The organism is Haloarcula sp. H-GB4, assembly GCF_030848575.1.
Taxonomy (GTDB): Archaea; Halobacteriota; Halobacteria; order Halobacteriales; family Haloarculaceae; genus Haloarcula.
The window spans coordinates 253,975-267,714 of the sequence record NZ_JAVDDX010000002.1; the positions used below are offsets into that span (position 1 = coordinate 253,975).

Below are 13,740 nucleotides of genomic sequence, written 5' to 3' on the forward strand. Positions count from 1 at the left end.
GTTATCCATGACCGCCGAGTGCCATCTCTGCGGCGGTCCCCCGGACAACATCGACGGCAACAGCTACCTCTGTGACGACTGTCTCGCCCGACTGGAGGGGCGTACCTCGGAGGAAACGACCGAAGCCGACGTCGACGAGACTGCCCCCTCTACCGTCGGGACGGGTATTCTCCCCACTAACCTCGAAGACCGTGAGCGCTGGATCGCCTGGAAGGAAACCGACGACGGGCGAAAGGTCCCCCGGGCCCCATGGGAAACCGGGGGCGACGCGTTCGTCAGTGCCCAGGATTCCGATGTCTGGGTCGACCTCGCCACAGCTGAGGCCTGGCTCGACAAACTCTCCGGGTTCGACCTCGCGTACAACATTCCCGACAGGGACGACCACGAGACGGACCTCGTGCTCATCGACTACGACGACGCTCGGAATCCGGAGACCGGCGACATCCACGCCACTGTTCGCGAGCACATCGACCGTGCCGACAGCTACGCTGACGTCTCGACGAGCGGGACTGGTGTCCACATCCTCTGTCGCGGCCAGCTGCCCGACGGGGTCAAATCTATCGAGGCAACGCTGCCCGAAGACGAGGCCTTCCCCGACGCCGAAATTGAGGTGTACGACTCTGCCCGGTTCGTCGCCATGACCGGCACGCACATCGCGTCAACGCCGGCGAAGACGACGCGGTGTCAGCAGTTCATCGACGACCTCGCCGACGACTACACGACCGTCGCCGAGGGTACGCCCGACGAGCTGATTCAGGAACCGGAGAAGACCGCTGCCGAAATCGCCGACGTCGAGACGACCAGCGACATGCAGGACGTCCTCGACGCCATCCAGCACACGGGCCCGCGTGACATCCGCCTGCGGTCAACCGTCACACAGGAACGCTCCGACGGGACGACGTCGATGGATCCCTCCTGGGCCCAGAGCAAGAGCGGCACGCGCCTCGCTCAGGTCGGCGACAGCTGGGTCTATCGAAAGGGCATGGTCGGCCTTGATGCCCTGCAGGTCGTCGCCCTCGAGGAACGTATCATCACCACCGAGACAGAGTACCCCAGTGGCGAGGCCTTCTGGCAGGCCGTCGAAGCGCTTCGCGGCCGCGGTGCGCACATCCCCGAGTTTGAACCCAGCGAAGGTGACATTGACCACACGGCTGTGCTGCCCGATTCGCTGTCGATTGACACGTCACCGCCGACGTGGGACTGGCAGAACCCCGGTCACGACGACAATCTCTCGATCGGCGATGCCCGCGCCCGGACGACAGAGAAGGTCGTCGGCGCCTACCAGCGTAACGACCAGGTTCTCATCGAGGCGCTGCCGACGATGGGCAAGTCCTACGGGTCAATCGCCGCCGCGGCCGAGACCGGCGAGCCCGTGACGGTCCTCACCGGCCGCGGGCGGAAAGAGCAGTACGCCCAGTTCAAGGAGTGGTGCGAGACCCACGGACTGACGTACAAGGAACTCCCGTCGTTCACCCACGACTGCCCGACAGCCGCCGGTGACCACGGTGAGGAGTGGCGCGAGACTGTGATGGACTGGTATCGCCGCGGTGCCACGCCGAAGGCCATCCACAAATTCGCCGAGGACGTCCTCGGGAAGCCACTGCCCTGCCAGGTCGACGACGAGGGCAATCACGTCGGCTGTCAGTACGCGCACCTGTGGAACTTCGACCCCGAGACCGACGGCAGTACCGACCCCGACGAGGATGTCGCGATTGACGTCCTCATCGGCCACTACACCCACGCCTACAAGGAGAAAGTCACCACCGGGCGGACGGTCGTGTTCGACGAGTTCCCCGACGGGGCCTATGAGACGACGCTTGCCGGCGACTGGCTCCAGGGCGCGGTGAGTTACTGGCTGTCCACGGTCGACGCCGTCTCGTTCGACGACTACACCGACCTCATCGAGAACCGCGATGACGACGGACGGCGAGCCGACGCACTGGCGTGGTTTCTTGACGACAGTGAGGAGGCCCTCGACACAGCCGAGTCGCTGGTGTTCGATGACGACAGCGCTCACGCCGCGGCCCCACTGGCCGCGTTCGCGATCCTCGCCGGCGACGACCTCGGTAACGGCTTCGAGGCCGCCGACCTGCAGAACGTCGGCGCCGCCACATTCGACCGCGAGACGGGGCAGGTGTCGCTGCTCCAGCCACCGAGCCTCGACTACACGAGTGGCATCGTCGCCCTCGACGGGACGCCGACGAAGCGGATGTGGGAGCTCTCGCTCGGCGTGCGGTTGCATCTCCGGCCTGTCCTCAGCAAACCTGAGCGGAGCGAGTACATCTCTGAGGTCCTGAACCTGAATCTCGTCCGGACGACCGACGCGGTCAAGCCCTACAACAGTGCTGACCACGTCACCGTCGAACAGGACGCCGCGCTGTTGGAGGGCATCGCCGACGCCCACGGTGAGCGACCGTCGCTCATCACCTCTTCGACGGCCGAGGGCGAGTACGACGCTGCCGGAGTGGCCGACCTCGTCGACGAGACGAAACACTACGGGAACGTCCTCGGATCCAACGAGTTCAAAGAGAGGCGGCTGGGCGCTGTCATCGGGTCGAACCACTACGGCGACCGGTTCATCAAGAAGTGGGGCGCCTACGCCGGCGAGGCTGTCGAGCGCAATGCCGAGAAAGGCGCCGGCCTCTCCTACACCGGATTCGGTGACCGCGTGCTGACCCACATGCGCGAGCACGACACGCTCCAGGCAGCGATGCGGTTCGGCCGCGACGGGAACGGGGCCGTCGTCTACGTCCACACCGACACGCTGCCTGACTGGGTTCCCATCGCCGACGAGGGGCACGTGCTCACCACCTGGAGCGATGGGATGCGTCAGGTCGTCGCTGCGGCGGCTGACCTCAAGGAGTGGACGACTGCCGACCTCGCCGCCCATCCCGACGTCGACATCGGCGAGCGGCAGGTCCGAGCCCATCTCACGACACTCGCCGAGAACCACGACGTCGTCGCCCGCGAAGCCGAAGGCTGTGCGTTCGTCTGGCGCGACAACGGCCTCCACCGGCTGGGCGACCACGGCGAGGTCAAGCTCACGCCCATCGACCTTGATGACCTCAGCAACGAGGAAAGTGCGGAACTCGCGCGTAGTAGTACCTATACGTGGCAGTTCCGCACTCCAGTTGAAACGCAGGGGATGCCAACTCCTGACAGGGGTGGTTCGCCCGGGGCGAGCGACAATCACGCCGCGACGGGAGGTGGCCCACCGCCGAATGAGTCAGACTGAAACGGGCTCGCAGGGGGCTTCGGCCCCCACCGACGAGCCACAGCACTGTCCTGAAACCGCACCCGGCCAGTGCAAGGCCATCGCTGTCTCGACGAGTCAGCGGTGTGAACGCGACGCACTGCCCGGGGTGGTCTACTGCACGCTCCATCTCGACCGCGTCGGCGAGGATTTCACGGGCTAAGCGTGCTCGAAAGCGCCGCTCGTGGCAGTTCGTGAAAAACCATCCCCGAACTATGCAGGTGTGGCCTGTATTTCCTGCCGAGGAGAACTATGAGCACACTCGTCCCAAAGCGGGTCAAGGAGACCCCGGCCAGCGCACGGCTGGTCTACACCGCCCTCGACGTGAACGGGCCGCTGGAAAAGGAGGCCCTGATCGACGAGACGGGCATCGCGCGGCGCACCGTCAACAGCGCCCTTGCTGCACTTCGCGAGCGGGGGCTCGTCGAGGCGCGCGATCACCCGGTCGATCACCGGCGGCGACTGTACGCCGCCGCGGACCAATGACTACCCGCCACGACGCCGGTTCGAAGCCGAGGGCAAGCCGTGGCCAAGAGCGCATAAATTACACCAGGAGTGCTCGATCGTGCCGATTTCGACCGAATGGCCGAGAAAAACGCCGGGGTGATCACCTATGACCGATAACGCGAGCGCCCACGCCCGCGAAGCGGACGACGCCGGCGACTACGATGACCTGCTCGCGACCCTCGACATGCTGGAAAGCGAGACCCTCCGGAAAGTTGAAAACGGCCGTGTGTACGACGCCAAGAACGAACGGGTGCGCATCAAGTGGATCCGCATCGCGAAGGACGTCATTGCGGAGAAGAGAAAAGTCATGGCCGACCGCGATCTCCAAGAGTTGAGCGAGCGCATCGAGCAACTCGAAGAGCGTTCCGACGATCCCACCGGATCCAACAGGGGGCTGCCATGAGACGGAGTAAACGTGAGCTGCATCGAGCATTGGACAACCTCACTGAGGATTCAGACAGTCCCGAGCCCAGTGAGGTTGTCTGGGAGGACGAGGCGGGCGAGTGGTACGATAGTCCCGACAAAGAGGGGAAGCCACTCGACCCCGACGCCGTCGATCCGGCGATAGTCATGAGCGAAACCATCGTCGAGACTGACTGGGAACTCAACCAATGACTCGAAAAAGCAAGCGGGAGATCGAACGTAGGATTGAGGACCTCTCAGACTCTGAGGAAAGCCGGTTTAAGGACGTTTGGATAGCGAGCGCGAAGGATGAGGAGAAGCGCACCGAGCAAGAACAGCGGATGCTCGATGTCTTCGAGGACCAGGAAAATCTCTCAGATTGTGAACTCGCACGCTACCCGTGGTTTGGAACTGGAAGACATCATGACTCGACGTAGTAGACGCGAACTCGAACGCGCCGTCGACGAGTTGGATGGCCAGAGATCGTTCACCGTCGCTGACTTCATGTGGGCCGATTTGAAGGACTACCACGGCGGTCGGCTCACGCCAGCTGAGCGGCGGTTACTCCAGGATCCAGAGGACCACCTTACGCCGGCAGCACAGACGCAGGTGGATACCGAAGAACGATGACACGCAAGAGTAAGCGCGAATTGGAGCGCGCGGTTGACGACCTGCAATCGGCCGGCGGGGATACGATCGACTCGCAAGCCGAGGCCTACGCCGCACTTGTCGCGGCGGCCTGCGGGCATTCATCACATAGACCGGCCGAACTCGAGTGCGCATTCGAGCGCTGGCCGTCCGTCGCGGAGGTGCCTTCTCAATGACCCGACGCTCGAAACGCGAGTTGTCGAGTGCTGTCGATGCCCTTGACGACGGTGCCGACCCCCCGTTAGCGGGGCTGATTACAGTCATCTCGACGGAATACAACGGCGGTTCAGTCGAGTTCCTGAACGACGGGCCCGGCGCCGTCCTCATCAACGGCGAGCGACACCGTCTCACCGAGACCGCCCGCAACAAGCTCTTGGAGGGGTCGACGTGACCCGGCGTAGCAAACGGGAGTTGTCACGTGCTATCGACGACCTCGATGGCCAGTCGTTGCCTGAGACCTCGATAGCCGAACTGCTCTCGGCTGACAACGTGGAGCATCGGGGCGACGTCGCCGCATATGTCGACGGGCAACTCGTTGCGATTCCGTCAGCTGTCGCGGAGGTGCTCTTTAGCCGATGACCTTCGATCCAAGCCTCGCGGCGGGCGCACGAGAGGTGAGGAGGGACTGGAGGTGAGTTGCTCCATGCCTCGTCCTGGGTCCCGAGAATCGGCGGCTGTCCGGCGGGCGCTCTCTAGGCGCTGGGGCGACTCCGCCAAGACGGCCGAGTCGGTGTACGGCGACAGCGACATCGTCACGGTGGTCTACGACCTCGGCCGGCCGATGTCCGGCACTGCTCACGCGGAGTGTCTCGGCGGCGTTGCGCACGCGCTGGCCGCCCTCGCTTCGAAGGGCACTGCGCCGCGTCTCCTTCGAGGCGTCTGTCACCTTCCGGATGAGCCGATCCCGCTAGTGTGGCTGCTCCGGCGCGAATGGGCCTGCGCGGAACAGACTGGCGAGATGGACGATGTCGACTTACTCGGGCGCGTCGCCGCCACGTCGCCACTGTTCGGCGATGTCGTTGACACCAAACCGCGACACGGAGTTCTCTAACAATGGTATTCGATGAACTTGAGATCGGCGCGGAGATTGCGACGAAGGGCTTCACCAGCGGCGTTGACCGGATGGAGTCCGCCTCATCGGACCTTGATCGGGCGGCCAAGGAGTTGTCCACGTCCGCCCAGCGGGCTGCCGAAGGCCTAGACGATATCGGGGCCGAAGCCGTCTCGACGGCGGCGGCCACGTCGACCGCGGAATCCCGCACGGACGCACTCGGTGACGAGCTCACAGGGACGGCACGGCAGGCATCCGTAGCCGCGAACCGCCTCGACGCAGTCGGCGACGAGATGACCGAGCAGGCGGCGAAAGCGTCGACGGCCGCCACCGCCACGTCGGGATACGCTGGAACCACATCAACGGCTGCCCTCGCGTCGGGAGGGCTGGCAACGGCGATGTCGGCCTCACTCGTCCCGGCCTTCGCAAGTCTCGCCTCTATTGCCGGCCCGCTGGTGGCGACACTCGGCGGCGTCGCGGCCGCGGCTGGCAGTCTGGCGACAGCCTTTAGCACCGTCATCGGGACGGGCGTCCTCGCGTGGGGCGACAAGCTAGCGACCCAGAACAGCAAACGCCTCCAGCAGATCAACCGGCAGATCACTGAGTTGGAGGCGCTGGAAGACACCGAAAAGGGGCTGACCAAGGCCCAGCAACAGCAGCTCCAGTCGCTGAAAGACCAGCAGGACAAACTCGAAGATGCGACCGGCGCGGCGGGGGCACTCTCCCGTCGGTTCGGGAAGCTCAAAGACCGCATCGCCGAGATCCTCATCCCGCTGGGTCAGCAGTTCATCCCGTTGATCGAGGACGCTGTCGGTGCACTCCCCACCCTCGTCCAACGGATGGTCGACAGCATCGGCTCGCTGTCTGCATTCCATGACGAACTCCGACGACTCGGTGGCATTGCCATGGACGTAATTCCGTCGTTGACGGGCCTCGTCTTTGACTTCGCTCGGGCCGCGCTACCGGCCTTCCGTGACTTCGTCGGCCTCATCCGCTCGCGAGCGGGGCCGGCGCTGGACCGCATCGGGACAGTCGCGGCCGAAACCGGCCCTGAGTTCAAGGCGCTGGCGGGGGCCGTCCTCGGTCTTCTCGGCCCGATCACAACGCTGGGCGTGACGGCGACCAACACGCTCGTGCCGATCTTCACGGACATCATCGAGACAATTACTGACGCCGTCTCGTGGTTCAACGAGCTGCCGGCCCCGATCCGCCGCGTTGCCGTCGTCGTCGGAACGCTCACGCCGGCTGTGACGGGGGCCGTGACAGCTATTGCTGGCCTCGCCTCGGCCGGGTCGGCAGTGACGGGCGCACTCACTGCTGTGAGTGCCGCTATTGCTGGGCTGTCGGCCCCGATCCTCGCGGCCGGAACAGCGGTCGCTGGCCTCGCAGTCGCCTTCAAGACGAATTTCCTGGGTATCCGCGACAGCGTCATGCGCTTGGTCGATGTGTTCCAGCAGCAGTTCGCCCCCGCGCTTGAGCAAGCCAGAGAGTTGGCACAGACGATCACGCGGACGATCCGCAACGTCTGGGCCAAACGCGGTGACGAAATCATGTCCCAGTTGCGGGATATCATCCAGCTCATCGAAGTCAGTCTGGCGGACGCGATGCGGTTCATCGCCCCGATTGTCAAAACGGTGTTGAGCGGACTCACCGCGCTCTGGAAAGAGCACGGCGAAGCAGTCTATACTGCGGTCGCTGACCTCCTTCTGGGGGCGCTGAACCTCTTGGAGACAGGCATCCGAAACGCCCGGACGGCCGTCAATACGATTCTGGCGGCGTTGCGAGGCGACTGGGACACCGCCTTCCAAGGGATCAAGACCATCGTCACGCGGACGCTGGGGGCCATCGAATCGTTCCTGACGGGGCCGGCGAGGTCGTTCCTCACGACGGCCTGGAACGTCCTGACCGATCTCGCCGGCGAGGCCTGGCAGGCGCTGAAGACGACCATCATCGGCGACGGTGGCAGTGGCGGCATCGTCGGTGGCCTCATCACCAGCGTCAAGGACTTCCTGGCGGGTGGCGGGAAATCGCTCATCGATCAGGGCTGGACAGTCCTGTTGGAGGCCAGCGAGCAGGTCGTCACGACGTTCTTCACACTCGCAGGCCGGCTGGGGACCGTCATCAAGGACTTCATCGGCGCGGTGAAAGAATACTTCACCAGCGGGCAGGCGCTGACCGATCTCAAGGCCGGCGCGGAGGCACTGGGCACGGGCATCCGCACGGTCTTCCTCACTTGGTTCAACATCAACAAGAAACTCGGCCAGGTCATCAAGGACTTCATCGGTGCGGTGTATGATTACATTGCCACCGGCCAGGCACTGACGGACCTGAAAGAGGCGTTCGGCCTCCTCGGGCAAGGCGTGCTCGCCGTCGTCAAGACGTGGTTCAACATCAACCAGAAAATCGGGCAGGTTGTCAAGGACTTCATTGGCGACCTCTATGATTACATCGCGACCGGACAGGCACTGTCGGACATGGAGAAGGCGTTTGGCATCCTGACCGATGCGATCATGGGCGTTTTCGAGTCGTTCGTCAAGGGTCTGTTCTACGGGTCGCTTATCAAGGACCTGTTCGACGATATCGCCAGCTACGTCGGCGAGGGTGGCGACGGCTTCACCACCATCACCGGCGCGTTCGATGCGGTGGTTGGTGCGCTCACCTCCCTCTTCGAGGGATTCAAGAAGGCGATTGTTGGCGAGGGCGGGTCGGGCGGCCTCGTCGGGACGCTCGCTAGCGGCATCGAGGGCACGCTGGGGAGTATCGATGTCTCCGGCGTCAAATCAACGCTGCAGGGCGTCATCGACAAAGCGGCGAAGGCTATCAGCAAAATCAAAGAGGCGACGGGGATGTCGATTGATAGCGGCGAGAGTGATGGTGAGGACGGCGGTGAGGAAGACGATGAAGGTGACGACGGCGGGAGTAGCCGCGACACAGACGTGTCGCCAAGCAACCCATCGCCGGACTATAGCAATGGTGGCGATACCGATGTGTCGCCAGATATGCCAGCGCCTGGGTCTGGCGAAAGTGGTGATACGGTCGGCGGGGCACCCGTCAACGAAACGAGAGGCGGCGGCACAATCCCCGGCTTCGCCGAGGGCGGATACGTCACCGGCCCGACGGCGGCGATGGTCGGTGAGGGCAACGATGACGAGTTCGTCACACCTCGAAGCACGATGGAGCGCATCCTCGCTCGGGTCGCCGAGGAATCAATGGGCAGCGCTGGCGACGGTGGCGACACCTACCACTTCGACATTGATGTCGACGGCAGTAGCGACATGAGTGAACGCGAACTCACTCGGGTTGTCAAGCAAGACTTGGCCCGCGAACTTCAGCGACTCAGCACGCGATAAGCGACAGGCTCGGGGATTGGCAGGATTGGGTAGAAAACCCGTGTGGGATGGGGATTTGGGGGATGGCGGACACCGTGGTGAGAGTGTCCGCGTGCGAGCGGACTCGGCGGTAAATTAAGAGGGTTCTGGTCCGGCATAAGGAGCGCGTTTCACACGTCCCTGATGATAGTCATTCAACGAGGGGTGGGACACTCGAAAGAATGTCAATGCACCTATGTTTTAACTACTATCTCTTTGAAATTTGTGTATGTCTTTCACAGATCGCGTGCCATTGATGAAGCCGGGGGCAACGAAGCGCAATATTGCGTTGGGACTGATCTATGCTCTCTGTTTGCTGGTTATTTATCCGCTCCTGCCTTTCATCATCGGGATTATGGTGTGGGGAAACTGGTTGGGGACCGCGGAACGACTCAACCTACTCCCGGGCATCAGCTCGGCTGGAGGATTCAAGGCTGGTGGAGTCGCGTTCGTCTACTTGTTCGTTCTCGTGGCGATAATCGGCGGTGTTTCTCCAGTCCCAGCCGACGGGACTACTGATAGCCAAACGACCATCGATTCACAGTCTGGCAGTGGGTCGCCTGGAACAGCAACAGCCACACCAACCGAGACGCTGACGGCATCAACATCAGTGCCGACAGCCACGGCAACACCGACAGAAGAAGCGTCTCCAGTGACCTCATCGCCTGCTCCAGCAACGACGACACAGCCAACGGAGACCGAAACGGAACTGGCTGAAATATTCGGAGACGAGACGGAAACACACGACACGTCAACCGAGTCCGTGAAGACGCCCACGCCCACACCAGAACCAACTTCGACACCAGAATCCACACCAACACCTAATCCGGAACCGCGGACTGAATATAGAGTTGCCATCGATCGCATTGTCGATGGTGACACAGTCGAGATTCGATACCAGAACGGAACCACAGACACGCTACGATTACTCGGAATCGACACGCCAGAGGTACACGTAGAGACGGAGCCTGCCGAATGGGAGGGAATACCTGTCACTGATGGCGGGCGCGATCACCTGCGAGACTGGGGGCACAAAGCCAGCGAATACGCACGGGCAGAACTCGAAATCGGGGAGGAAGTCCGGATCGTTATTGACGACGAAGCCGACCGCCGCGGCAGTTACGGACGGCTGCTTGTGTACGTGTATGATGATGGCGAGTTGTTCAATCTGGAATTAATTAATCAGGGGTATGCGCGATTCTACGACACGACATTCGATAAGCGACCGCAGTTCCAGTCCGCCGAATCCGACGCCCAAGAGAATGATGTCGGTGTGTGGGACTATGGACAGGCGACGCCCACGGAAACGCCGACACCAACTCCTGTCCCAGATGGTGGGAGTGGGTTAGTAGTGAGTGAAATCCACGAAGACGCCGAGGGGAACGATCACGAGAACCTGAACGACGAGTATGTCACCTTCAAAAACACTGGTGATGAGACGCTGTCTATGGGTGAATGGACGGTCAGCGACGAAGCTGACCACGTCTACACTGTCCCGAACGGGTTCGAACTGGAACCGGGTGCTACCGTCACGCTCTATACTGGCGAAGGATCAAACACCGAGTCAGAACTGTACTGGAACGCCAGCGGCGCAGTCTGGAATAACGGTGGCGACACGATCATAGTTGAAGACGAAAACAGCGAAACGGTCCTTGAACGGTCCTATTGATCTTCGGTGTGATTTGACGACACCGGAATCTGGTCGAAAGCGGTAATTGATGGTTTTTAGAGCCGCCCATCTCGACAGTTAGAGCTGTCGTTTTCAGGCAATATAGCAGCACGCTGAAACGCAGTCCAATCAGCAATACATGGTCGTTTGACGTTGGCTACAGTGAAATGCTTCGAACAAAATTGAGTATCTGGGATTCGCGGCGGTTGGGTTGGAGATCCAAGTCCACGTTGACAGACATCGAGATCGCGTCAGACATAGAAACTTGGTCAGATTCTTCAAAATCTGCATCGGGGTAGACACCTCCTCCAGCAAGTATTGAGCCGTTCGATTTCCACCGGCCTGCAATTCCTTTGATTGGGAGTGTTCCCCCGCCGAAGCTCATTTTGTTACGGTCACTATGTGGAATATCTACTCCATCGATGGTTACCTCCTGAATGGGGTAGTCACCACGGACCACTTCGAATGTCTCTGCAGGTGTGTTCTGTGCATCCATTGTTCCAGACTGTTGGACGTTTTGTACGCCAAAATCGTTCATTGCACTTTTCAGATTACCGAGTATCGCCGAGTCGATTTTTTCACTTTGTAACCCAGTCGCCATTGAGAAAGTATCAGGGAAGATATCGACCCTAGCAGCGAATGCAACCGCGAATGGCCGGTCAATCTCTCCAAAGGTACTATCACTCACCTGCTGACGGAGTTGCACATCTTCGTACTGGGTGACGTGGCCGTGTGCAGTGTATTTGACCGGGCCTACAGATCCTTTTTGCAGCAACCGCGGTGACGAATCAGGTGTCGTGAGTTGCCACCTTTCTTTTGTATCGACAGATGGTGCTGGAACATCCTTGTCTGAGGGCGAACCGACGTCCGTATCAGAGGTACTCCCACACCCTGCAAGCGCTGATGTCCCGGCCGCTCCAAGAATAGATAAGAAGTGGCGTCGATTAACCCTTGTTTGGTTACCAGAGTCAGACATACGCTCAGTTACTATATTATATCACAAATGCCTTCGTCCAGTAGATAAATTTTACGTAGACGTAACAACTTGGAAACTATTGGTGGTAATTTTTGGACTACTACACCACTGGCTGGCAGTAGAGAAGCGGCTTACTCCCACGACCCGAAGATGACTCGCCGGCAGTGGGGGTGAAGCACATACTCCTCGGATGCAACATCGCTATCGGTCCCATCGCTGACGGTAACCCGCTGGCACTCGATGTTAGGAACTTGCTGACCACAGACCGCACAATCACCCTCAACAGTCACGTACCCGTCATGGCGGCCATGATATGCGAGTCTATTTTCTCGCTGTAATTCAGTGAGGGCCTCCTCAACCACATCCTCATTCGCGTGTGATCCCGCGACCAGTTCCTCAAACCCCTGTGGACTATTCATCTCAAGTGTGCTTATGATGTTGCGTTTGACTGCCTTCATACGCGCCACTTCTCAAGCGATGACTGAAGCTTTTCGCCGGCCAGTATTCGAAAACAGACTGTGCGTGCGGTTCAGTGTGCTCTTTGCACGCGAACACTCGTGTTCCCTATGAGCGATTGAAACTGCCACCAGCGAGGCAGTCGTTGGTCGTATACACCACATTTCACACAGCAAACAGACGAACCCAAACTCCACGGGTTCTCCGCAACCTTTACCGATTAAAATTATCTAAGCTGGACGACCGACTCTTTATCAGTGACATCAACTACCTGTCCGGGAGAAGTGTGAGCGTCATGTCCGGGAGAAGTGTGAGCGTCAATTTCGACCTCACAGAATGCCCCCTCTTCAATTCCGTCAGTCCGCCCTTCGTTACAGACGTATGTGCTTTCGTCGATTTTCTTCTTTGCGGTGAGTTGACATGTGATTTCCATGTTCAGTATTACCGTTTCAAGATTGATTATGCTTTGGTATTAGAAAACAGGGCCTACATAATCGTTTCTCTCAGGCCGATGCTTTTTCATTGCAGTCATATGTAGGAGATATGTTATAAAGGGGGCTCTACTTCATGATAGAAATGGTATACCGTTTCCCAATCATTAATATTAGTTTGTTCAAAGTCACCACCAATGAAACTCACCTGCGCAAAAGGTTCGATGTCCTCACAGTTATCAGAGCCTTCATTCTTCAATTTTTGCTGGCAATCTCTTACATCATCCCTCCGCTGAGGATCTGGAGAGTCAGATGGTGGGTACCATTCATCGACAGACAAAAAGCCCACAGGTCCCCCCTCTGAGTCTTCAAGCTTGTTGAGCGTCATGCGTCCCAATTTCAGGGGGTAACGGAGGGGTTCTCCTGAAGGTTCCGTCACATCCCAAACACAGAGTTCAAATTTCATTCCTTCCTCAACGAGCTCCAAGTGGTCTGGAAAACCCGCTCTAAAATTCCCATTCCCAATGATTTCAAGATCCAACTTCTCCACGTCTTTATCTTCAACAAACTGGGAATAATATTGTTGAGCGCGATAATTTTGTTCTATTATTTGTTCTATTCGGTCATGTTCTATCCAATTATAAACTCTCTTTGATAAGTATTTTATGATAGTATAATCTGACCCTAAAATAAGAGTCCCCAGACCGAAAATGAATGTGCCAAGTTCATCTCCAAGGGTCCAAGCAATCGGGATATTCTCGACTAAGAATCCGTTCTCTGTCATGGTTAACGACATCCACATAAGGACCAGTACAACAAAAGAGATGATTTGCTTTTTTCTGATCAATTCTGATCACTCTGTGTTTCAGTTCTCTTAACTGACAGTATCAGCTACAGACAATATAACGAAGTTCTAATATAAATCAGTTACTAAATTATGTAAGTATTTTTATATTTCCCCAAAATAAGTAATCAAAAT

Annotated in this window: 17 protein-coding genes; 13 read left to right on the forward strand and 4 right to left on the reverse strand. The window is 59.3% G+C overall.

Annotation, left to right across the window (positions count from 1 at the left end):
• The first annotated feature begins 7 nt into the window (after window positions 1-7).
• From RBH20_RS09705 to RBH20_RS09765, 13 genes are all read left to right on the forward strand, one after another.
• Window positions 8-3,235, forward strand: a complete 3,228-nt coding sequence (locus tag RBH20_RS09705) for a hypothetical protein (RefSeq protein ID WP_306708037.1) — start codon at window positions 8-10, stop codon at window positions 3,233-3,235.
• A complete protein-coding gene (locus RBH20_RS09710) occupies window positions 3,222-3,416 on the forward strand; it encodes a hypothetical protein (protein WP_306708039.1) in 195 nt (64 codons plus the stop codon). The genes RBH20_RS09705 and RBH20_RS09710 overlap by 14 nt, the downstream gene beginning before the upstream one ends.
• Window positions 3,417-3,505: 89 nt before the next feature.
• Window positions 3,506-3,739 (forward strand): helix-turn-helix domain-containing protein, encoded by a 234-nt coding sequence (locus RBH20_RS09715; protein ID WP_306708042.1) that lies wholly within the window; start codon window positions 3,506-3,508, stop codon window positions 3,737-3,739.
• 127 nt (window positions 3,740-3,866) lie between these two features.
• Complete coding sequence (locus RBH20_RS09720) at window positions 3,867-4,163, forward strand: hypothetical protein (RefSeq protein ID WP_306708044.1); 297 nt, start codon at window positions 3,867-3,869, stop codon at window positions 4,161-4,163.
• Entirely contained in the window at window positions 4,160-4,375 is a 216-nt protein-coding gene (locus tag RBH20_RS09725; RefSeq protein WP_306708046.1) for a hypothetical protein, read from the forward strand. The genes RBH20_RS09720 and RBH20_RS09725 overlap by 4 nt, the downstream gene beginning before the upstream one ends.
• Window positions 4,372-4,599, forward strand: a complete 228-nt coding sequence (locus RBH20_RS09730) for a hypothetical protein (protein WP_306708048.1) — start codon at window positions 4,372-4,374, stop codon at window positions 4,597-4,599. The genes RBH20_RS09725 and RBH20_RS09730 overlap by 4 nt, the downstream gene beginning before the upstream one ends.
• The gene (locus tag RBH20_RS09735) at window positions 4,586-4,792 is read left to right on the forward strand and encodes a hypothetical protein (protein ID WP_306708050.1); all 207 of its coding nucleotides are present in this window, start codon (window positions 4,586-4,588) and stop codon (window positions 4,790-4,792) included. Before RBH20_RS09730 ends, RBH20_RS09735 begins: the two co-directional genes overlap by 14 nt.
• Window positions 4,789-4,986, forward strand: a complete 198-nt coding sequence (locus tag RBH20_RS09740; RefSeq protein ID WP_306708052.1) for a hypothetical protein — start codon at window positions 4,789-4,791, stop codon at window positions 4,984-4,986. Before RBH20_RS09735 ends, RBH20_RS09740 begins: the two co-directional genes overlap by 4 nt.
• Window positions 4,983-5,201 (forward strand): hypothetical protein, encoded by a 219-nt coding sequence (locus RBH20_RS09745; RefSeq protein ID WP_306708054.1) that lies wholly within the window; start codon window positions 4,983-4,985, stop codon window positions 5,199-5,201. The genes RBH20_RS09740 and RBH20_RS09745 overlap by 4 nt, the downstream gene beginning before the upstream one ends.
• The gene (locus tag RBH20_RS09750) at window positions 5,198-5,389 is read left to right on the forward strand and encodes a hypothetical protein (protein WP_306708056.1); all 192 of its coding nucleotides are present in this window, start codon (window positions 5,198-5,200) and stop codon (window positions 5,387-5,389) included. Before RBH20_RS09745 ends, RBH20_RS09750 begins: the two co-directional genes overlap by 4 nt.
• 64 nt (window positions 5,390-5,453) lie before the next feature.
• A complete protein-coding gene (locus tag RBH20_RS09755; protein ID WP_306708058.1) occupies window positions 5,454-5,861 on the forward strand; it encodes a hypothetical protein in 408 nt (135 codons plus the stop codon).
• A gap of 2 nt (window positions 5,862-5,863) precedes the next feature.
• Window positions 5,864-9,211, forward strand: a complete 3,348-nt coding sequence (locus RBH20_RS09760) for a hypothetical protein (RefSeq protein WP_306708060.1) — start codon at window positions 5,864-5,866, stop codon at window positions 9,209-9,211.
• A gap of 373 nt (window positions 9,212-9,584) precedes the next feature.
• A complete protein-coding gene (locus tag RBH20_RS09765) occupies window positions 9,585-10,898 on the forward strand; it encodes a lamin tail domain-containing protein (RefSeq protein WP_306708062.1) in 1,314 nt (437 codons plus the stop codon).
• Window positions 10,899-11,055: 157 nt separating this feature from the next.
• Here RBH20_RS09765 and RBH20_RS09770 read toward each other — a convergent pair whose 3' ends face one another.
• The 4 genes from RBH20_RS09770 to RBH20_RS09785 form a co-directional block, all read right to left on the reverse strand.
• On the reverse strand, window positions 11,056-11,874 hold the full coding sequence (locus RBH20_RS09770) for a hypothetical protein (protein WP_306708064.1): 819 nt from the start codon (window positions 11,872-11,874) through the stop codon (window positions 11,056-11,058).
• 131 nt (window positions 11,875-12,005) lie between these two features.
• A complete protein-coding gene (locus RBH20_RS09775; RefSeq protein ID WP_306708066.1) occupies window positions 12,006-12,332 on the reverse strand; it encodes a DUF5805 domain-containing protein in 327 nt (108 codons plus the stop codon).
• 224 nt (window positions 12,333-12,556) lie between these two features.
• A complete protein-coding gene (locus tag RBH20_RS09780; RefSeq protein ID WP_306708068.1) occupies window positions 12,557-12,763 on the reverse strand; it encodes a hypothetical protein in 207 nt (68 codons plus the stop codon).
• Between the two features lie 113 nt (window positions 12,764-12,876).
• Window positions 12,877-13,545 (reverse strand): hypothetical protein, encoded by a 669-nt coding sequence (locus RBH20_RS09785; RefSeq protein WP_306708070.1) that lies wholly within the window; start codon window positions 13,543-13,545, stop codon window positions 12,877-12,879.
• Window positions 13,546-13,740: the final 195 nt, after the last annotated feature.

Coding starts and splice junctions, on each gene's coding strand:
- RBH20_RS09705 (WP_306708037.1), top strand. CDS start 8: ATGACCGCCGAGTGCCATCTCTGCGGCGGTCCCCCGGACAACATCGAC.
- RBH20_RS09710 (WP_306708039.1), top strand. CDS start 3,222: ATGAGTCAGACTGAAACGGGCTCGCAGGGGGCTTCGGCCCCCACCGAC.
- RBH20_RS09715 (WP_306708042.1), top strand. CDS start 3,506: ATGAGCACACTCGTCCCAAAGCGGGTCAAGGAGACCCCGGCCAGCGCA.
- RBH20_RS09720 (WP_306708044.1), top strand. CDS start 3,867: ATGACCGATAACGCGAGCGCCCACGCCCGCGAAGCGGACGACGCCGGC.
- RBH20_RS09725 (WP_306708046.1), top strand. CDS start 4,160: ATGAGACGGAGTAAACGTGAGCTGCATCGAGCATTGGACAACCTCACT.
- RBH20_RS09730 (WP_306708048.1), top strand. CDS start 4,372: ATGACTCGAAAAAGCAAGCGGGAGATCGAACGTAGGATTGAGGACCTC.
- RBH20_RS09735 (WP_306708050.1), top strand. CDS start 4,586: ATGACTCGACGTAGTAGACGCGAACTCGAACGCGCCGTCGACGAGTTG.
- RBH20_RS09740 (WP_306708052.1), top strand. CDS start 4,789: ATGACACGCAAGAGTAAGCGCGAATTGGAGCGCGCGGTTGACGACCTG.
- RBH20_RS09745 (WP_306708054.1), top strand. CDS start 4,983: ATGACCCGACGCTCGAAACGCGAGTTGTCGAGTGCTGTCGATGCCCTT.
- RBH20_RS09755 (WP_306708058.1), top strand. CDS start 5,454: ATGCCTCGTCCTGGGTCCCGAGAATCGGCGGCTGTCCGGCGGGCGCTC.
- RBH20_RS09760 (WP_306708060.1), top strand. CDS start 5,864: ATGGTATTCGATGAACTTGAGATCGGCGCGGAGATTGCGACGAAGGGC.
- RBH20_RS09765 (WP_306708062.1), top strand. CDS start 9,585: ATGGTGTGGGGAAACTGGTTGGGGACCGCGGAACGACTCAACCTACTC.
- RBH20_RS09770 (WP_306708064.1), bottom strand. CDS start 11,874: ATGTCTGACTCTGGTAACCAAACAAGGGTTAATCGACGCCACTTCTTA.
- RBH20_RS09775 (WP_306708066.1), bottom strand. CDS start 12,332: ATGAAGGCAGTCAAACGCAACATCATAAGCACACTTGAGATGAATAGT.
- RBH20_RS09780 (WP_306708068.1), bottom strand. CDS start 12,763: ATGGAAATCACATGTCAACTCACCGCAAAGAAGAAAATCGACGAAAGC.
- RBH20_RS09785 (WP_306708070.1), bottom strand. CDS start 13,545: ATGACAGAGAACGGATTCTTAGTCGAGAATATCCCGATTGCTTGGACC.